The sequence below is a fragment of the Legionella sp. km772 genome, assembly GCF_003989735.1.
Taxonomy (GTDB): domain Bacteria; phylum Pseudomonadota; class Gammaproteobacteria; order Legionellales; family Legionellaceae; genus Legionella.
In genome coordinates this window covers 1-21,134 of record NZ_RZGQ01000032.1, presented here as the reverse complement: position 1 = coordinate 21,134, position 21,134 = coordinate 1, and the positions used below count along the sequence as shown (strand labels likewise).

Below are 21,134 nucleotides of genomic sequence, written 5' to 3'. Positions count from 1 at the left end.
CTCATTTAAATCACTTTGCTATTAAGTACAAATTGATTCTTAGAGCGAACCAGATTGCTTGGCAGGAGCTTAAAAATATGGCAGCTTAAAATTGACCGTGCGTAACATGAGTTAATTAAAAAACTACAAACCAACCAGCGGATCAAAATTAGTGTACTAAAAAAAATCAACCAGAGAGTCACTAAGCGAGAGGGAACTCGGTTATAGATAAAATCCACACCTAAAAGAAGAGCTAATACGGCGTTAAAAGGAATCGAACGTAAAGAGCCCTGCACTAGCAGCAAAAAAACTTCCATGCTTAAATTAGGGTGTTTTTCTTGCCTCATGATAAGCCCATCAGATTGATCTTACAGCAGGTTTAAAATCATATTATAGCGATATCTGTTCAGTATAGCTTAAATTTAAACACTTCTCTTAGAGGCAGTTTGGACAAAGCCCATAGATATTCAAGGCATGATCAGTCATTTTAAAATGAGCTTTTTCGGCAATTTCCTTTTGTCTTTGCTCGATAATCTCATCGACAAACTCTTCCACTAAACCACATTTAATGCAAACCAGATGATCATGATGCTCTTTTTGACTTAATTCGAATACGGAATGTCCGCCCTCAAAATTATGTCGGGATACCAAGCCTGCCGCCTCAAATTGAGTCAAAACCCGATACACCGTTGCAAGTCCCACATCTTCGCCCGTTTCTAATAGGGCTTTATAGACTCCTTCCGCACTTAAATGATGGTTAGGGGACTGCTCTAAAATTTGCAATACTTTTAAGCGAGGCAAGGTTATTTTCAACCCGACACTTTTTAGTTGCTGACTTTCTTCCACAAATACTCCTTAATTTTGCCTATTATTTCTTGATGTCTTTCATTAGCTGACATGTTATTATGGCTAAATTTTTCACGGTAGGCAAAAAAATGCGAATAATAATTATTTTAATTACCATTCTTTTAACTGGTTCTTTAACGCAATGCATTTCTTATGATTTTTCTCGCCGCATTGTCCAACAAGGTAATTTAATTCCAAGTTCCAAAATTGAACGATTAAAAGTTGGAATGAGTAAAGAAGATGTCGCCATATTGATGGGAACCAGCCTTCTTAGCCCCATGTTTAACAATGAGCGGTGGGACTATGCCTATACTTGGAGAAAAGGTAGCGGCAGTATGGAAATACGTAATGCGGTATTATACTTCTCAAAGGGACGATTAGCGCGGATTGAACATAAACCCTGATCTTCATAGGGGGTTCAAGCCTTAGCTTGCCCCCGGGGTTTAACCCTGTGCCAACCCAAGATGCTCTAATCCCTAGTAATTAAATCACCCACACGAAGCTTCTCATCTTCTAAAATTTTAACCATGAGGTCATTAAATAGTTTAGCTATTTCGTTCTGGCATTGCTGCGTTAAAGGACCATTGAGCGATAATTGGTATTCGCCAAATTGATCGCGCGTGAAGTATACCCAGAGTGCTTTATTGCCCACCGGACGGTCCGCAAAAGCAAAATAATTGGGATAAGAAAGCTCTAGGTTGCCAATATGGGTGCTCGGCGTTTGCTTTGCAAAAAAACTAGGGGTAACACTGATTAATGCATGCAAGGCTGCGGGCTTTAAAAGCGGCAGGCCAAACCAACGATTTAGATAGCCCCTTATTCGACCACTAAAGTTACTAAAGGTTATTCTGCTTAAATAGAATAGATATAATTTATTCAAATAAGGATGAAGGCCTAGCGCTTTAAAACTTTTCCCTCGTTTCAGCTTAATGCCCAGATAAATTAAATATTCCATTAAATTAGGTGCAGCCCCTTGCACATTTTTCTCCTTAATTAAGCTTGGACATTTTTGATAAGGAGCGGTTTTCAACATCTGCTCATCAATAAAATGGATGCAATCGATGAAATGGTTGTTCTCATTAATCACATTATTGATTCGTTTGTATTCAGCAAATAAACCTATGGTTGTTTTATAATCATCCCCTTCTCGGCCTGTGTGGATTAAGGTTAGTGGCAAGGTTTTGTTTGCGCCTAAAGCATAGAAAACGATGTGGGTTAATGCAATTAGACCACTACTAATATTAAGGTTTTTGGCTCGATGCCAAGTGATAAATTGCTCAACCACCGAATTGGCTAAGGGGTAATGCCACATGTAATGCTCTTGCAAGATTGCGGCATCTGGCAGGTGATATTTTTGGCCCAAATACAGTCGCTGTACGCCCTTGTTATATTCGCTCCAGAACTTTATTTTTGCAGCTAAATTTTTTAAACAATGATAATTATAGGATTGAACATAGGAAAAATAATTATTTTCTAAGGGCAGTATAGGTAGCGGTTTTTTTGCCACTAAAAGCTCATAATTAGTTCTGAATTGTTCCATTACTAAATCACATGATTTTCCCTCGGCAATAATATGCGGAATAATTACATGTACCTCGTGCAGATCCTCTTTTATTTTATAAAGGAAAACACGCATTAAAGGTTGGTGATTAAGGGGGAACATCTCGATAATGTTGGTGTAAAACCAATTATCCAGCTCGCGGCTTTTCTCACCAGCCGAGAAGTCCTTAAAAGTCAGCTCTAATTTGCCTTGGCGTCTTAGGGTTTGGGTGGGCAGATTTTTATTAAAATCAATCCAAAAAGCAGCATTATTATTCACTACAGCAGCAAAAGCTTGGTGTACATAATCGCGGTTTAGCTCACCAGCTAAATGAAATTGCATGCCAAGATTAAAACTCCAATTAAATTGATCAATACACCACAAGGAATATTGACTGTCAGTTAACACTACTTCTTTGGCAACTGTTTCAGTGCGGGAATATTCTTCTTCGTTTAGACTAAACACTGCATTCAACTCTTCAGCAATAACCTTGGCAATGGTGGCTATACGGGGTTGATTAATAAAATATTCCATGGAAATACTTAAGGTAGGACAACGTAGTTTATCATGAATTTTACTTCTTATATCTACGGCCATTAAAGAGTCTAGGCCTAATGCAAAAAGCTCTTGTTGGAGAGAAATTTCCTCTGGATTCATTTCTAAAATTTTAGCGGTAATTTGCCTTAAGATTGTTTCAAGCGTTGCAATCCGCTCCAACTTATTTTGGGTTTTTAAGGTCATTAATAAGGAGCTTTTAGGCTGCTCTAAAAGCGAGGGCTTTAGAGCTACAGAAGTGGCGGCAGGTGTAGTCTCATCCTTGTTCTTATCGGGCCAGAACTCAACTCGATTAAAGGGGTAAGTAGGCAATTCAACTTTTTGCGGCTCAATATTCAAACTCCGATAAAACGCAAGCCAATCCACCTCTTTATCTTTAAGATAAGCTAAGAGCAAAGAGCGTAATATAGGATCAGTGATTGCAGTATTATCCTCTCCATAAGATAAAGCGAAAAGACCTTTGCTTAAATGATCTCTTGCTTCTTGGGCAGTACTCGCTGCAACGACTATTCGATAAGGATAATGGGTTCTACAGGTGGCCGCGGTGAAACAAATATCAGCAAAATCGTAATGAGTGCTTTCTAAATAGCCCTGGTATAAATGAACCAAGGACTCTAATGAGTTTTTAGAGCGCGCTGATAAGGTGAGTAAGTAACGGCCAACAGGGTGTTTGGGGGAGGGATGGCTCGGATTCACATGCTCTTGCATGATGAGGTGAGCATTGGTGCCACTAAATCCGAAGGCATTAACTCCAGCATAGCGTAATGGGGTATTGCTATGCCAATCGGTGGTTTCAAGGGGAATGAGGGTATCGTTTAAATGGATGCTCGAATTTAAACGTTTAAAATGCAAATGTTTATATAGTTTTTTATTCTTTAAACTTAGTATAGTCTTAATAACCCCCGCCACTCCAGAGGCACTTTCTAGATGGCCAATATTGGTTTTTACCGCCCCTAGGTATAAAGGATTATCTTGGCTATGGGTTAAACCATAAACTTGATTGATTGCATGAACCTCTATAGGGTCGCCGATAGGTGTTCCCGTCCCATGCGCTTCAATATAACTGATATCGGCACTTGCTAATTGGGATTGCTTTAAGGCTTTAAGCATTACTTCTTCTTGGCTTTTCCCATTAGGGACAGTAAGACCAACGGATTTACCATCATTATTTACTGCTGAGGCTTTAATGACCGCCAAAATATTATCCTTATCGCGTAAAGCATCACCAAGGCGTTTTAACAGAAGGACGCCGCAACCCTCTGCACGGGCATATCCATCAGCAGCCGCATCAAAAGTTTTGCACTGACCATCAGGAGACAGCGCACGGGCTTTACATAAAGTGATGTTTGATTCGGGCAATAAAATAACATTCACACCACCGGCCAAAGCATAATCTATCTCTCCGCTTTTTAAACTCTGACAGGCATAATGAATAGCAACCAATGATGAGGAGCACGCCGTATCCACACTAAGCGATGGGCCTTTAAAATCAAAAAAATAAGCAACGCGTCCGGGAATTAAATTCAAGACATTCCCAGTGATGGAATACATACTTAACTCTTCATTAGTAAAGCCTGATTTTTCTAATTGGGTAAAATATTCATTAGGCCCGACCCCGGCAAAAACACCGGTTAAACTCCCCGTTAAATTTTTTAGAGGGTAATTGGCCTGCTCAATAGCGGTATAACAACATTCTAAAAATAAGCGTTGCTGGGGATCGATTAATTTCGCTTCGCGCGGACTAATGCCAAAAAAGGCGGCATCAAATTCTTTAATATGATCAATTAAACCTAATTTGGTGACATAGGACTTGCCTGGCACATTGGGATCAGGGTCAAAATAAGCACTATTATCCCAACGATCCTTAGGAATATCCCGCATGCCATTGCGGCCCTCTGCTAATAACTGCTCAAACGCATGGATATTAGGTGCTTGCGGGAAAGAACAACTCATGCCAATAACGGCAATTTCTTCATTATCATTTTTACTAGGGCTAGCTGCGCTGGCTTGTTTGACTAATTTGAGATTAAGTTCCTCTTCAATATGGCGTGCTAATTTATTAATTGTCGGATAATTAAAACCAATATTAATCATAATTTTTAATGCAGGTTCTAATTTTTTCTTAAGCTCATTAGCAAGCTCGGCCACCATTAATGAATCAAAACCTAACTCAAAAAAGCCTTGATCCTCGTCTAACTCCTCCATCGTGGGTGCGTCTAAAATGTCTTTACACACATTCGTAAGCATGGTTTTACAGGCGAGAAAACGTTCCTCGCCCGTTAACTCTAAATAGCTTTGTAACCACGTGGAAATACTGCGTTCTTCGGTTAATTCTTTATGAAGTAAATCATGCTCTAATTGTTTATAAAAAAGCGGCGGTGGCTGCGGCACAAAATCCAACATGAACTGCAAATATTCGGGAGAAATAATGGCTAACTCCGCAGGATTTGCCGTCAGTAAAAGTTTAAAAAAATGATGGCCTTGTTCATTACTAATTAATGCCTTTTTTAAACTTTCATCGCGAGAACGTTTCTGCGCCATTCCCACTTCCCCCCAAGGGCCCCACTGGACACTAGTTCCAGTTAAGCCTATGGCTTGGCGTTGTGCAATTAATAAATCTAAACAGCTATTTGCTCCGCTATAAACACTTTCTTTATTGCTGCCAAAGGCCGAAGAGATTGAGGAGTAGACAATAAAACAGTCCAAATTAAAGTCTTTACTAAGCTCATGCAAATACCAGGCACCTTTAACTTTTGCGGCAAACAAATAATCAACATCATCATCTTGATGTTCAGTTAAAGGTGCTTTAATGGCCGCCCCCGCGGTATGAATAATTCCTTTTAATTGGCCATCGCCGTTTAACTCCGCCAACACCTTAGCTAATTTAGCTTTATCGGTTAGATCAAGACTAAGCGTTTTGATAATACGCCCAGGATAATAGGAGCTAATTCGTTTAACATTCTTTTGAAATTCTTCTTTATCTACATGACGAGCAAGCAGAACCACCTCTTTGGCACCTGCAGATAATAAGGCTTGGGCGCTAATAAATCCTAATCCGCCGCTGCCACCAGTAATTAGATAGCGCCCTTTGCTGTACAAGGCACGCTTCGTTTCATTGATGGTTGTTTTTTTTAAGCGCGGAACAAAGCGCTTGTTGTCGCGATAAGCCACTTGATGTTCATAAAAACCGTCATGGTTAAATTCAAGCTCGTTAACAATGAATGCCGCTTTAGAGGCTGCGTTTTCTTCAGTAATATCCAATAAAATGGTGCGGTATTGAGGCTGTTCTAAAACTAGAGTTTTACAAAAACCTAATAAAGCCGCGTGTCCATGGTTTAAGGGTGAAGAGCCTTTAACTAATTCGGCCACCGCATTGCTGGTTAGGATTACGAGCTGCAAAGCTAGTCCCTTTTCATACAGCGTTCTTACCCAAGCTAAGACCAGTTTCAGGTTATTTTTTTGATGCTCCAATAACTCATCAAGATTAGCAGCAGGACTAAGGGGTAGATCGAAAATAATCCCATTAAGCTCGGCTAATTGATAATTTTCCTCTAAAGCTACAGATAACCCCTGCTGTCTTAATGGCTCTGCAAGTTCAGAAGAACCAATCAACAACCAGTTTTTCCCTAATACTTTAGCATTATTTTTATTAAGGGATTGTTGTTGCCACTGAAGTTGAAAACACCAATCTTTAGGTAATTGCTTGTCTTTAATTTTATCTTTTTCTTCATACCAATATTCTTTACCTGCGAAGGCATATAAAGGTAATTTGACCTTAGTAAAGGGTAAATTGAAGGACTTATAATAAGCAGGCCAATCTATTTTATAGCCTTGTTGATAGGCTTCTTGTATTTGCGTAACCTGCTGGTAATGCTGAAGGGAACCTTGCTCTTTTTTAATGACATGAATTTCGTATTTTTTCCCTTTAATAGCAAGTGCTGCGTCTGACTTTGAATGCGCAATTAGAGCAACTCGATATAAAAAATGAGCCCTGCAGCTTGCGGCAGTATAACAAATATCTGCCCATTCCGCTGAAGTGCCAAGCAAGTAATCCGCATAACGTGCTAGTAACAATTCCAGCGATTCTTTACTCTTGGCTGATAAAACTAATACATTTTCTGCCGGTAAAGTTCGCGCCACTGGAGAGGCCGTTGGCATCTCTTGCAAAACGACATGAGCATTGGCGCCACTAAAACCAAAAGAACTTACCCCCAAAGCGCGCAAGCCTTGTGGCTTATCCCAGCTTAGGGTTTCTAAGGGAATAATAGTATTTCTAAGTTCAATTCCGGGATTTAAACTGCGAAAATTTAAATGCTTAAATAATTGTTTTTCTTGTAAGCTTAAAACCCCTTTAATTACCCCGGCAACACCTGAGGCACTTTCAGAATGACCAATATTGGTCTTTGCTGAACTTAGATACAAAGGATGGGCGGGGCTATGGCTATCGGCAAAAATAGTCATTAAGGTGTTGGCTTCTATGGGGTCAGCCAGTGGTGTTCCTGTGCCATGAGCCTCAATATAATCAATATCACCAGGCTCTAATTCTGCTTTGGCCAAAGCCTTACGAATAACCTCTTCTTGCGCTGAGCCATTCGGTACAGTAAAACCACCGCTTTTTCCATCGCTATTAATAGCGGAGCCTTTTATAACCGCCAAGATATTATCTTGCTCGGCAAGGGCGGTACTTAATCGTTTTAAAACGAGGATGCCATAGCCTTCACTACGCGCATAACCATCTGCATCATCACTAAAGGTTTTACAACGGCTTTCGGGAGATAACATTTTGGCTTTGCATAGAGTAATATTTGAATAAGGACTTAATAAAATATTAATCCCTCCTGCCAGGGCAACATCACAATCACCAGCTTGCAAGCTGGTGCACGCATTATGAATGGCAGTCATTGATGAAGAACATGCTGTGTCAATCACTTGGATGGGCCCATGAAAATCAAAGGAATACGCAACCCGCCCCGCTACAGCATTTAGAACATTCCCCGTAGCAAAATAAATATTTAATTCCTCAAGACTTATCCCCTCCTCGGCAAGTATGTCTGGATACTCGTTAGTACCAATACCAACAAATACACCGGTTTTACTGTCTTTAACTTTGTCTAGGGATAAATTGGCGTCTTCTAAAGCGTGATAGCTGCCTTCCAGAAAGAGACGCAACTGCGGTGCCATAAGTTTTGCTTCTCTAGGGCTAATATTAAAAAAATCGGCATCAAAATCTTTAATATTGTCCAACAAACCCAATTGGCGAATATAAAGCTTTCCTAAAGTTTCCACATCTTCATCATAATATTTTTCATTATCCCAACGCTCTAAAGGAATATCGGTAATACCATTTTTACCTTGCGATAAAAGCTCTAAGAATTCCTGCACTGATTCCGCCTGGGGATAGCGACAACTCATGCCGATAATTGCAATCGGTTCATTGTTTAAAATATTAATACTAGGTTGTCTTTGTATCGGCTCTGGAAAACTAAGCTGTTGGATATAACCTGCTAATTGCTCTACCGTTAAATAATCAGGTAAAGGTGAGCTAATGGGACAACCCAAAGAATGCTTTATGGTACGCTCTAAATCGTCTTTCAAACTTTTATTAATACCTAAGCTAGCTAAACCTGTATGCTCATCAATAGTTTCTTTATTTAATAAAGCTCCCAACTCTTTAGCTAACCATTCTTTAATTAAAGCGCACTGTTCTTCTTTAGTATGATGCAACAAGGTGTGCAACCAAGGTGTTTTAGCCTCTTTACGAACTTCATGCCAATAATCTTTCCTATCAAAATGGTACAGCGGAAGCTCAACTTTATTAAAGGAAGAACTATCGGGATCGAGTTTTATATTTTCGCCAGCAAGATAGAGTTTATAAATAAGATCAGCATCCAAATTAACCGGATATACTTTTTTATTAGGGGCTACTTTTTTAATTTCATAATCCTGGGTTGCAAGCTTTTTAATCAGCGACTCTTTATCCTTAACAAAAAGGGCACAACGATAACGAAAATGATCGCGGCAATTAATTAAGGTGCAACAAATATCATGAAGAGGCGCACTGCTCGCTTGCAGATAAGAGACATATTGCTCGAGCATTTTATTAAGTGAAGCCTCGCTTTGGGCAGAAACAATAAAGCATTTAAGTTTTAGCTCATCACCAGGCACTCCGACTAACTCAGTAGGAAGGCCTTCTTCAAGAATGGCACTTACATTAGTCCCAGAAAAACTAAAATTAGCCACCTGCGCTCGACGCTTTTTATGCTCAAGGTAGGGAAAAGCATAAGCTTGGTTTGGGAGCAGTGCAGGAATAGCCTCGGGGTTAATCGTATTATTAGGCTTTAAGAAGTGTAAGTTGGGGGGTATTATCCCCTGATTCAATGCACCGATTACTTTGAGTAAAGAGGCAATACCGGATGAAGAAATAGTATGGCCGAGGATACTTTTTACAGCCCCGATAATGAGGGGATTTTCTTGCGAATGTTGGCCTTCGTGCACCTGTCGAATCGCGTTAAACTCCACGCTATCACCCAGTACAGTACCTGAACCATGAGCCTCAATATAATCAATATCACTGGCTTGCAGTTGCGCTTCTTGCAAAGCATTTTTATGCATGGCAATTTGCGATTCAATGTTAGGAGCCGCTAAACCGGTACCATCACCATCTTGGTTCATCACTATGCTTTTTATTAAAGCATAAATTTTATTCTTTGCTGTAATCGCATCACTCACGCGTTGTAAAATAATAATTCCACAACCTTCGCTACAAACAAAACCATCGGCTTGTACGTCAAAACTGCTGCATTGGCCTTTTGCAGAAAGCATATTCGCTTTGGAAAAACCCAACATTCCTTCAGGGCTAAGACTTAAATGAACACCGCCCACAATAGCCAGATCACATTGCTTAGTTCTTAGGGCTGTACTTGCCAAATAAATTGCGGATAAGGAAGAAGAGCATGCTGTATCCACCGTAATGCTTGGGCCTTTCAAGTTAAGAAAATGGGACAAACGGCCGGCAGCAGCACTGGGGGCCATACCAATTGCGGTATAAGCATTAAAATTTATTTTATCTTTATAATTTAGCTGGCTGTATTCATAAGTGGACATCCCACAGTACACTGCGGTATTCGTGCCATTTAACGACTCTAGAGGGATATTCGCATGATTAAGAGCGCGCACTGCCACCTCTAAAAACAAGCGGTGCTGCGGATCCATTTGTTTAGCCTCTAGAGCTGATATCTTAAAAAAGGCCGCATCAAATAAATGAATATTAGTTAAAAAGCCTCCTTTACGACTAACCATTTTATCGGTTTTATTGCGATCAGGATCATAATATTCATTAACATCCCAACGTTCAGGAGGTATTTCCTTAATCGGACTGATGGCCTTAAGAAGCATTTCATTTAATGCCTCTACATCTTCAATATCAGCATCAATTCCAGGAAATTGACAGTTCATTCCGATAATTGCCAGAGGCTCATTTAAAGCCTCTTCAAGTAAATGTTCTGGTTCCTTTACCACGTTGAACTCCATATAGCCGTAGCAGCAAGAATAATCTAAGCATTAGAACAATCTAATATTAGAGTAATCATGCGCTAACATTACAGTGATGACAAGATGTATTTATTAATTAGGTAGTTGGATTTATTAACTAATTTCTTGCGGAAGTACAATAAACAACTTTTCTTCATTAGCTAAGGTGGAGTTATTTTTGAATCATCCTTGATTAATAATAGACCAACGAAGACAACTAGGAGCTATTTTTTCTGAGTTTTTTTAACCTTTGCGATTTGTCTTCTTTTCTCTTTAGGATCGATAAGCAGGGATCTATAAATTTCAATTCTATCACCATCCTTGAGGATGGTGTCTTGAGAAACTATTTTTGAGTAAATACCCACCGCTAAAGTATTCACTTCCGGATGGGTATCATAAATCCTCGATTGGTTTAATGCCGCACCTACTGTAGTACCTGCAGGCAAACTCATCTCTAAATAAAAAGAGGAGCCATCTTTGGCAAGATAAACAAGTTCAACTTTTACCATAAATACTCTCAGCCCGATCACAAAAGGCATCAACCATTTTATCAGTAACCTGATCAAAAACTGGCCCTAAAAACATAGAAAATAATTTGCCCGCAAATTCAAATTCTAAGTCAAAAGAAATTCTACACCCACCCCCATCATGCTCATCAAAACGCCAAAATCCCTCTAAATGGCTAAAAGGACCATCAATGAGGCGAATTTCAATCATTTTATTTACCTGCAATAAATTGCGCGTAGTAAATGATTTGCTCATCCCCGCTGCACCAATAATTAGTGTGGCCTGCACTTCATCATCATTACGGTGATGAACCTTACTTTCAGTACAATAAGGTAAAAATTGAGCATAGTTCTCTACCTCATTAACCAAGTTATACATTTGCTCACAAGAATAAGCGACGGTTCGCGCTCGTTTAACTGTGGTCATTGTTTCCCCTCTTGTACCTGTTTAATTAACCAAAGACTTAAATCTCGCAACTCTTCATAACAAATGGAATGTTCCATAGGATAGGAGTGCAAATCCACATGCTCATAACCATTAGTGACCAACCACGTTCTACTCTGCTGGGTCCACATGGGTAAAACTAGGGGGTCATATTGCCCTGAAGCCATGAAAATTGGAGTGGCCGTATCCAATTGAGGACGTGTTTCTTGAGCTAGAGGTAAATAAGCCGATAAAGCAATAAGGCCACCTAACCGAGCTTTATAATGTAAGCCGGTGTGAAGGGCCATGGCTCCTCCTTGAGAAAAGCCTGCTAAATAAATTTGTTGCGGAGAAAAACCTACTTTTATCTGTTCATCAATTATTTCCCTAATAAGAGAGGCGGAATGTTCTATTCCTTCTCTATCTTCCCTATCAGTAAATTCCATACCTAAAATATCATACCAAGCCGGCATAACTATGCCGTTATTTAAGGTTACCGGTCTTTGGGGTGCATCAATATAAATGTGGCGTAAATCCAGATCGGTAATCAATAATTGCTCCGATAAACCCATCATATCGGTAGCATCTGCGCCTAAACCGTGCATCCAAATAACACAAGCTTGTGCCTTTGTATTAGGCTCTTTCATATAAACACTCAAACCGCTCTCCAAGGCAAAAAAAACAAATTATCGCTAATGCATCAAAATAGCGCAAGTTTACTCATTGAAAATAGTAAGAAGAGAAGAAAAAAAAACAAGGAGTGCTCTTATATGAGCCATTGCGCGCATAAACTACAAACAAAAGATTAACAGGATGAGGTTAATTTCATATACTTAGTTTTTTACCTACTCGTTAATACTATGAAAATTCATCCTTTCTTTTTTGGCATCCTCTTATCCGCCTTTTTATTGTCTTGTGGACAAAAAGGCCCATTATATTTACCTAAAACGGCAAAAGCAGAACCCCCCACTCAGAAAAATAAAGCAGGCAAGTAAAGTTTATTTTATAATAAAGATGCATCCTATTGAGGGAAGAAACAATCATGGGTATAAAATTTACCAAAATGCACGGCTTAGGCAATGATTTCATGGTTATTGACGGAGTGAATCAACACATTGACCTCCATAAAGAGCAAATTATTCGACTAAGTAATCGTTATACCGGGGTTGGTTTTGATCAATGTTTACTTATTGAACCCAGCTGTTCTGCTGAGGTAGATTTTAGCTATCGGATTTTTAATGCCGATGGTAGAGAAGTGGGCCAATGTGGAAACGGCGCCCGCTGCTTGGCTTTATTTGCTCAACGCTATGGTTTAACAAAACAAAAAACCATAACCGTGGCCACTAAAACAACCACTATGCGCTTAACCATCAACAATAATGAAAGCGTAAGGGTGAATATGGGTACACCTAAACTTAACCCTAAAGAGCTCCCTTTTAACATGGGCCAACAACAAACGCGCTACGAGCTGCCCTTAAAAAATGGGCGGACAGTATCGCTGCACGCCATTAGTGTAGGCAACCCGCATGCCGTGCTACTGGTGGATGATATAAATCAAGCCCGAGTCCAAGAGTTAGGAGAGGAAATCACTGCTCATGCTTATTTTCCGGAGCAAACAAATGTTGGTTTTATGCAAATCCTTAATCAGGAACATATTAAATTACGTGTCTATGAGCGTGGTTGTGGTGAAACGAATGCCTGTGGTAGTGGTGCCGTTGCAGCTGCAGCTATTGGTAAACTTTATTACGGCCTTGCAGAATCGATTAAAGTAAGTTTGCTTGGCGGTGATTTAATCATTGACTGGACGGATAGAAACTCCGCCATTTATTTAACGGGGCCCGCCTGCTTTGTTTATGAAGGCGAACTTGTTTAGGAATAAGCCATTAAAGGCTATTGAATTTTTCTTATAAAAGGTTATCCTGAATAAAACTACAACAGTGTTACCATAATTTAGTATCTGCTCGGCAGGGATGAGTTTTGGCTTTAAGTCATAAGCTGCTAGCCAAATGCGTGCCACTACTGAGTGGTTCCACTATTTACCTGCTGTTGCAATTTTTACATCTAGAGCACGTCATAAATAATCGGATAGATGATTCCAGGAGGATAAAATGCTAAGCGAGTTTTTATTATCGGCTATTGCATCGCTTAAAAAAAAACCTAATGATCTTCCTTTTATACTTGCTAAGTTCGATTTTCTAAGCCCGGAAGAATTATCCATACTTTATAACTGGATGCTCATCTCACCATTAGTCGACAGTACTAATTATTATTTCAAAGAGTTTTTTAAAAAAAATGAAAAGCAGATTCATTTAGTTTATTTTCTTTCGCATAATATCGTTGAAAATCAAGAGTTGCTTCTTAGCCTTATTAATTATTTAGAAGAACACCATTTATTATTACTAATTGAACGTCTATTAGCAAAAATTAAAACCAATAGTACCTTTACCGGTACTCTCAATGAGGCCTTGTTAATTTTTTGCAACAAACTCTATACCAGCCAAAAGTCTGAGTGGACCCAAAAAACTTATACCAGAACCTTAATCTATTATTTTTTACAGCACCCTGAGTGTATTTTAAATTTAAGTCAAACACATTCAACACTTTATGCATGGACTACTTGGAGCAACTACAGCCTGGCATTAAAAAACCGTATTGATGCGCTACTTAATTATTCAGAATTCAGCCTCGAGGAGTTAAAGCAATGCACCCTAATCTGGTTAGACTATTATCATACTCAACCACATCATTTATACACTATTTTTTATAACCTTAATTTGTCAGAGTCTAATCGCTCGCTCATCGGCAAAAAAAATCTTCTGGCGCTCAAACAGGCCCTATGGTCACACCTCTGTCCCGAGCGTGCTTACGTAGAAAAGGAATTTTTACCTTTATTTTCCACAGATAAAAGCGGTTTATTTAAAAGCATTCCGCACTTAGTTGCGGCGCAAAAAAATCAATTTAGTCTTTATCAACAAAGTCTTTGGTTAGCCAAAAGTGGAGCCGATATTCCGCAAGAGTATTCGGCTGAACAACTCATTGCGATACTGATGCACTCGGTGCAAAGCAACACTATAATTAATTGGAAAAAAGCTAGCGTTTGGCTAGAAAAACAAAGTGCAGAAGTACAACTTCAATTTCTAAGAAGCCTAATCAAAACTAATGCCCATTTACCCTTTAACCAACAGGCTTATAAATTATTTACCCAATGTAGCCAAATAAAAACGCAACGCAGCAATTTTGATGAAAAGGAATTCGCCTGGCTTATTCACTATAGTAATTCCAAAGAGCAAGAGCTTTATCTCGAACAAATTGAACAGGATTATGTATCGGGCGCATTCAATTTGGGTTTATTTTTTTCTTATTTACCCAGCGATCAATTGCTACTCGATAAGGTGTTAAACCGAGAAGTCTTTGCCAACCCTAAAGCCTTAGCCGCACTTTTTGCCCAGTTGCATAGGCAAGTAGAAAGCCCTGCCCATTTGACCTGTCTTATCCCCCGCATTAAAAACAAAGATCCCCTGTGGATTAGACAATTTTTAACTGAGCTCATTAGCACAATAGATAGAGTTGGTAGCCATTTAATGGTTCTTTTTGTTCTTAATAATGTAATTTTAAATCCTGAAACCATACTCAAAGCCGAAGAAGTGGCTGATAAAAAAATTATTAGTGCTTATTTAAAAATGTTGGCCAGCTTACTTAAATTGAACCTAACTGACACTCATTTGACCGAATTAAGACAATTAATTTTTAATCCACTTTCCATTTTAATACCCCAGGACGAAAAATGGGCCCAATTTATTTTTTCCGAGCCTGCTTTTAGCGCCATCCTCATTCATTTAATTAATTCTAATCCAACTGAAGTTTTTCTTAAAAACAATCCGCTAACCGCCCTCTTTTTAACACCGGCCTTTGCACTGTTAGGCGCCCAAACCCTCCTTGATGCAGGGATACAAAGCTATATTCATGATTTATGCCTGTTGGCACCGAAACAGCTGAGTAGCACACAATTTAGTTTACTTTTTAATTGCTTATTGCCGGAAAATAAATGCCGTCTAGCGCGGGCTGTTTTAGCATTACCCCTCCCCGAAATTGAAGTACACCAGCAAGTTTTACCCCAGCTTAGTGCGCACCTTCCCCTTAGCGAATTGCAGCTTCACTTTAACAAAAAAAGAAAGAATTATCTGTTCAAAGAAATAGCAACCCATCCCAATGCAAAGCAGGAATTATCTGAAGTTCAATGGTATAGCTTATTTACTGGTTCATCTGCTAGTGAATTTTGCGATATATTAAGTGACGAGCAATTAGCTTTAGCAACACGCAGCAGCTCCTTGGACGCATTTTTTAGGGCTTATCAACGAAATGCTAAATTATTGGGCGTACAATTACAGCAATGGGAAATCAGTGGTGAGCAATTATTAATTCTCGCCAACTGTGTTTTTGATGAAAAAGACCAGCAATTGCTCGAGCAGGTGATCGCCGAAAAAAATTATCTATTACCACTCAATCATAAGCATTTAGCCGCAATCAAAGTAAATCAAAAGAGCTACCTACATAAAAAAACGCAAGAAGCTATTTTGGATGGTGCACTCCTAATCAATGTACAACTACTCCAACAACTTCCTCCCGAAGATAGTTATACGGCCTTGAAGCAACAATCCCACGAAGCGGCAAAACTCCATACTCTATCCAATTTATTTAGTCCCTTTGATACCGATAAAAGTAAAGTTTCATCTTTATTACACAGCGCCCGCTGGTTACACCAGCTGCCACTGATCCATAGCGGCCTGTTAGCAGCGGTGCGTTTTTATCAACAAAATGCTGAAAGTGATCTAAGAGCCACAACGGCGCTAAAACAAACATCACTCTTTCAAAAAGCAATTAAGCCTTTGCTAGCCGGAAAAACAATCGAATCCCCTGCAGTGTTATTCTCCTTATTTAAGGACTTACAAGACTATTGTGAGGTGATGAGCCCACTAGCCCCAGGGCATATAGCGCAAATAAAAAAGACCCTTCTTAGTTATGAGAAGAGTGTGCAAGCCATTAAGGAATACTCCTGCCCGCAATTGCACCAACAATTTGAACCCAATACCGCTAGTGGATCCTTTACCGGTGCTATTGCTAAACCCTTAAGTATTGAAGAGGAACATTTTTTGATAAGGGCAGCAACAGCCCATCAAGAATGGCTGAAGAAAAAAGATATTGATCCTAAAATGTTCTTTATTAACTCCTTGGGCTCCCTTTTAAAAAAACCACTGATCATTGAGCAAGAGGAATTCAATCATTGGCTTTTGAAGGAATTGCATTTTTCAACGCTTAATCTGTCGCTAGAGGAAGTGCAGCTAAATGATTATTTTACGCAGTTTTCACCTTCACAACTCGCAGCTTATTTAGATGCTGTTGGTGAACAAATGCAGGGCTATCAAAAGCATTGGAATATTTTTAGCTCACTCAACTCGCTTGAGGCTGTAGGGTCACAATTATTTGCCTTCGAGCCGACGGACTTAAATCAATTAATTACGAGTTGCACTAGTTTAAACTTAATTTATTTAAGAGAATTCATTGTCCTTATTAGCGAAATAAAGAAGTTAGGGTTAAATAAAGAACAAAGTAGGCATTTATTTTTAGATTCAACAATTAGTGGACAGCAAGAAACGCGATGGCTATTGCTTGAGCTGCATGATATGAGAAAGAGACTAAACCATGCTGAGCGCACCCTAAGTCAGCTCTACCTCTCGGGATTTAGTTTTAAAAGCGGGGCCAAAGATAATCATGAGCGCCTGCAAGAATTTAGTAAACGCGCAGTCAGCATAGCTCCTTCCGCTTTAGCCCAAATCATTAATTCTTATACCCCTGAGTTTATCCAACCAGCAATTGATGCGTCCTTTTTTCTCCACTCCGTTGAGGAATGCTTAAAAAAAGCATCCTTTGAGCTGCTTAACCAACTGGACAGAAAGACCATCCTCGCTCTCACTAATACCGCCTTATTAGATCTCGCCGCCTACACCCCCTTTCTTGAACAGCTACTTAGCTCAACCCACAGCACGCTTTGCCAACAGGCCATCCAGGACAAACTTAGTAGCTTACTGACTAAAAGCGATAGCAGTATAAACCCTAGGGATATTAGTGAACTGAGTTGGCAGCAATTACAAGGCTATGAGCCTGCGCAGTTAACCACTCTTTTAACTTTGCAACGCCTACTCTATTTTGCCAAGCCCAATAAAGAATTACTCCCTTTTATCACTACAGACGCCCCTTCTCAGAACCAATACAGTAAGCGATTATTCGGCTCTTTAGCCAGTTTATACCAAAATATAAACCCTCTGAGTCAATCAGCACAGCCTCTCCCTAAGGGATTAATCACTTGGCTTATGGACTATGGCCAAGCGAGACTCAGCGATTATTTACCACTTATGGATGAGTGGGTAATCCACACCGAGGTAAAAGACCCGGCAGCCTATTTTAATTGGTTGTGTTGGAGGCATGCGCTCTTTACCAAGGTATATGATGATAACGGAACGCTAGCAAAATCATTTCTATCCTGGTTAAGACAACATAAAAAAGAAGAGCTTGAAACCAATGTTTTTTTAAAAAAACTCCTGGACTATGCCGTAGCGGAGAAACAAATTAAGTCGATATTTATTGTTGCGATAGAACACAAGGAACTTTTAAATCAAGAGCAGCTAATTTGGCTTGGTGCCTATGGCCTTGGCCATCTTGAAAATGAGCCTGACTTATTGTCGCTTATTGTAGGGCTTAACTCCTGCCACTCTCTTTGTTTACTGCTTAATAAAAGTAAAACTCATCAATTTAGTTTGTTAAAAGCGGCATTAGAAAAAGCTGCTTACTGGGATTCTCTCGTTGAGAATCATGAGGACGTAGAACATTTTATAAAACAATTAAGTGCTTATAATTTTTCGAGCTCACAGGTACTGGAGTTAATCCAATCCACCGCAAATCCCTTACTAAAATCGAGGCTTAGCTTGTTTTTTCTCACCCAAGGCACATACCTTGCGAGCCTCCAAGGTCAATCTGTTTTCGACAGCTTAACCGATAATAAAGAATACCACCCTTCTCGCCTTAACGGGCTCATCCAACATATCGATCTTAAACGCTTGTCCAAAGAGCAAATCAGCAGCTTATTACCAGAGGCGGCTTTAAGCCTGCTTTGTTGCGTCACTCATTTTCCGCATCTAAGCCAAGAACAAGTGCAGCAAGTACTAAACAAAGTAGCTCAACCCGGGATATTAACTTACTGGTTACGAAACTATGCGGCGATGCCTAATGGTTTTTATATCTTGGCCCACCTTATGAGTATCGCAGAAGAGGGTGTCGCTCAGGAAATAAAAAATTTATCCGCACCTAAGCAACAATGGTTTATGCACACCTTGCTTGATCACCTCGATCTGTTTGAGCCAAATAATAAACTTCTCCAAGCAAGCGATAAAGAAGAGGATCTAGTTCAAGCACTAGAAAAATACCTCCACGGTCATAATCATCCAAACCAAATTTATTTTATTAAGCAAATCACTGAGCGCTTATTGAAGAAAAATCATATTTTTTCTTTAGCAGCAACCTCTTTATTGATCAGGCTGCATAGCGATCCTCAATTTAAAGAATTAAGCCAAAATACCGCTTATTTAATAAATCATAATGTGCAAACCCACGCTCAAGCCGGTTCTGTAGAGCTGTTTTATAATTTAGGTTATGTGAACATCAAAAGCATGATTCAACTCATTCCGGTCAAGCCGCACTATCCAGAACAGGCCAAAACCGGAGGACTATTGTCTACTCTTCTTACTCCCATTTTAGCAGTAGAAGAAAGCCCCCTAAATCCCTCAGCTCATACTCATCCTTTAATTGAGGAGCTTGCAAAAATCACCCCCAGCATTAAAGCCTTCGATTACTTTTTAATTCATTACCAAGGCAATTTACAAGATCTACAAAATCTTCTCCATCACTATTTAAATTTTTATGCCCAAAAAACCGAACCCGATGTTCGTAAAGCTTTATATCACGCGGCCACCTTAATAACGCGGCAAGAATTAAATCCCGGTCTTAGGGAAACTATTTACCAAACTTTTTTGCACTATCCTAATTTATATGATGAACACATCAGTTTTTGCATGTTTTTATTTAATGCTCAAAAAACGGTACAGCATTTTGGCCTTAAAGGAAGCAAAGAACACTACAAGCAAGTGATTAATTTATGCACTTTAGCGCTAAAGAAACTAACACTCCCTCAGCATGAGGATATTATCGATATAGCCAACAAGGCTTTATTTGAAGCTAAAACGGAGTTGGCTTTTGCTGAAGATAATGGGTTTTTCTCTCGTCTATTTAGACGATTTAAACGTTGCTGGGTCTATGGATGGACTGGATTTTTCACCCCTAAACAACCCATCTATGTCCTGCCAATAAGCAATACAAAACCTAAAGAACCCGTTGATGAACCAAAGCAAGACCTAAAACTCACGAATCAACCGCCGCAAGCCCTGCTTATGGTGTTAGACGAGTTAAAAAAGGAGTGCACGCTTGAGCGGCTAACTGAATTACTCCTTGCCTTAAACAAATGGGAACTTAAAAAGGATAAAGCTGATGAAGTAAGCACACGCCAACAACTGCACCATTTATTTCATCAACTCTTAGTAAATAGTGTAAAAAAGCCCACCCTGGCATCCTGGCTACAAGAAAATCAACCTGCTCTAATTATGAGTCGCTTTCGTTTGCTCGAGTTATTACTAAATCAGAATAAGCAACAGCAAGCCTTGGCTTTGCTAAAAGAAAGTAATGAAGATTCTCCTTATTTTCAGTATTTAACCGCAGAGCTAACTAGTGCCCTGCCAAACGTAATGGCCTCTACTATGAATCCGGTAAAATCAGAGCAGGAGGGCTCCTCACTGGTATTAAACACGGCTACATCCTTTGCTCATTCTGCCTGGAGTTGGGTTGGGGCTTTTTCTTTTTTTGCTAAAACCTCATCTCAGGAAACCGAGATAAAACCTATTGATAAAGCTCAAACTTCCAATCCAAGCCCATAATAGCCTAGCGAGGAGAGTTGATCTTTTTATTTATCTATACCTACAATTAGGTATACAAGCCGCAAAGGAAAGCTAATGGACGAGAAAAGGAAATTTTTTCGCATCAAAAATAATGGAGAAATCCAAGCTCGTTTTGATAATCAAGTATTAGAAGTTATCGACGTCTCCGCATCTAGTGCAGCAGTACTTACCGATCTTGAACTTCCGCAAACCGGCATTATTGAATTAAAAATTAATCTCTTTGTCACTAAGCTTGATTATGAGATTTTAAGAAAAAGGGAAAATAATTCTACTATTTTAATTTTTAATAATGAAAGCCAAATTGAAAAATTACTGGTAGTATTAAAAAATCTTCGCAAAGAACAGAATAAATCCTAGATAGCCTAAGATTAGGCCTCATTCGCTTATAAATATAGTTATAATCCCATTTAAAATAGTTAGTGCTAATTTTGAGTTAAGCCATCAGTGACTGCCCCCCAACGACGAGGCTTACTCCAGAAAAGTTAAAAGTGTGAGCCCCTTCCTGCTAGCGGAGCTATGTTTTTTTGCGGATGTGCTAGTATTAAAGATAGTTTGGTCTTAAATATCTATTTACTAACTCATGTTACGCACGGTCAATTTTAAGCTGCCATATTTTTAAGCTCCTGCCAAGCAATCTGGTTCGCTCTAAGAATCAATTTGTACTTAATAGCAAAGTGATTTAAATGAGTTTTTAT

At 39.4% G+C, this 21,134-nt stretch carries 11 protein-coding genes; 5 read left to right on the top strand and 6 right to left on the bottom strand.

What is annotated here, in order from left to right:
* Positions 1–5: 5 nt before the first annotated feature.
* Together ELY15_RS05645 and fur are read right to left on the bottom strand one after the other, a co-directional pair.
* The gene (locus ELY15_RS05645; protein WP_127098683.1) at positions 6–326 is read right to left on the bottom strand and encodes a hypothetical protein; all 321 of its coding nucleotides are present in this window, start codon (positions 324–326) and stop codon (positions 6–8) included.
* Positions 327–414: 88 nt separating this feature from the next.
* A complete protein-coding gene (gene fur, locus ELY15_RS05640; protein ID WP_127098682.1) occupies positions 415–825 on the bottom strand; it encodes a ferric iron uptake transcriptional regulator in 411 nt (136 codons plus the stop codon).
* Between the two features lie 59 nt (positions 826–884).
* Here fur and ELY15_RS05635 point away from each other — a divergent pair, with 59 nt between their 5' ends.
* Positions 885–1,229: an outer membrane protein assembly factor BamE gene (locus tag ELY15_RS05635; protein WP_127098681.1), complete on the top strand. Its 345-nt coding sequence runs from the start codon at positions 885–887 to the stop codon at positions 1,227–1,229.
* A gap of 65 nt (positions 1,230–1,294) precedes the next feature.
* Here ELY15_RS05635 and ELY15_RS05630 read toward each other — a convergent pair whose 3' ends face one another.
* The 4 genes from ELY15_RS05630 to ELY15_RS05615 all read right to left on the bottom strand — a co-directional run bounded on the left by ELY15_RS05630 (position 1,295) and on the right by ELY15_RS05615 (position 12,027).
* Positions 1,295–10,438, bottom strand: coding sequence for an SDR family NAD(P)-dependent oxidoreductase (locus ELY15_RS05630; protein ID WP_233586526.1), 9,144 nt, complete (start codon positions 10,436–10,438; stop codon positions 1,295–1,297).
* Between the two features lie 236 nt (positions 10,439–10,674).
* The gene (locus tag ELY15_RS05625) at positions 10,675–10,959 is read right to left on the bottom strand and encodes an RnfH family protein (protein WP_127098679.1); all 285 of its coding nucleotides are present in this window, start codon (positions 10,957–10,959) and stop codon (positions 10,675–10,677) included.
* A complete protein-coding gene (locus tag ELY15_RS05620; RefSeq protein WP_127098678.1) occupies positions 10,946–11,383 on the bottom strand; it encodes a type II toxin-antitoxin system RatA family toxin in 438 nt (145 codons plus the stop codon). The genes ELY15_RS05625 and ELY15_RS05620 overlap by 14 nt, the downstream gene beginning before the upstream one ends.
* Entirely contained in the window at positions 11,380–12,027 is a 648-nt protein-coding gene (locus ELY15_RS05615; RefSeq protein WP_127098684.1) for an alpha/beta hydrolase, read from the bottom strand. The genes ELY15_RS05620 and ELY15_RS05615 overlap by 4 nt, the downstream gene beginning before the upstream one ends.
* 213 nt (positions 12,028–12,240) lie before the next feature.
* On the opposite strand from ELY15_RS05615, the gene ELY15_RS16720 reads away from it, so the two are divergent.
* The 4 genes from ELY15_RS16720 (at position 12,241) to ELY15_RS05595 (ending at position 20,796) form a co-directional block, all read left to right on the top strand.
* Positions 12,241–12,375, top strand: coding sequence for a lipoprotein (locus ELY15_RS16720; protein WP_127098677.1), 135 nt, complete (start codon positions 12,241–12,243; stop codon positions 12,373–12,375).
* 47 nt (positions 12,376–12,422) lie between these two features.
* Positions 12,423–13,253, top strand: a complete 831-nt coding sequence (gene dapF / locus ELY15_RS05605; RefSeq protein WP_127098676.1) for a diaminopimelate epimerase — start codon at positions 12,423–12,425, stop codon at positions 13,251–13,253.
* A 235-nt stretch (positions 13,254–13,488) separates the two neighbouring features.
* A complete protein-coding gene (locus ELY15_RS05600; RefSeq protein WP_127098675.1) occupies positions 13,489–20,418 on the top strand; it encodes a hypothetical protein in 6,930 nt (2,309 codons plus the stop codon).
* Positions 20,419–20,493: 75 nt separating this feature from the next.
* Positions 20,494–20,796, top strand: a complete 303-nt coding sequence (locus ELY15_RS05595; protein WP_127098674.1) for a PilZ domain-containing protein — start codon at positions 20,494–20,496, stop codon at positions 20,794–20,796.
* Positions 20,797–21,134 lie beyond the last annotated feature (338 nt).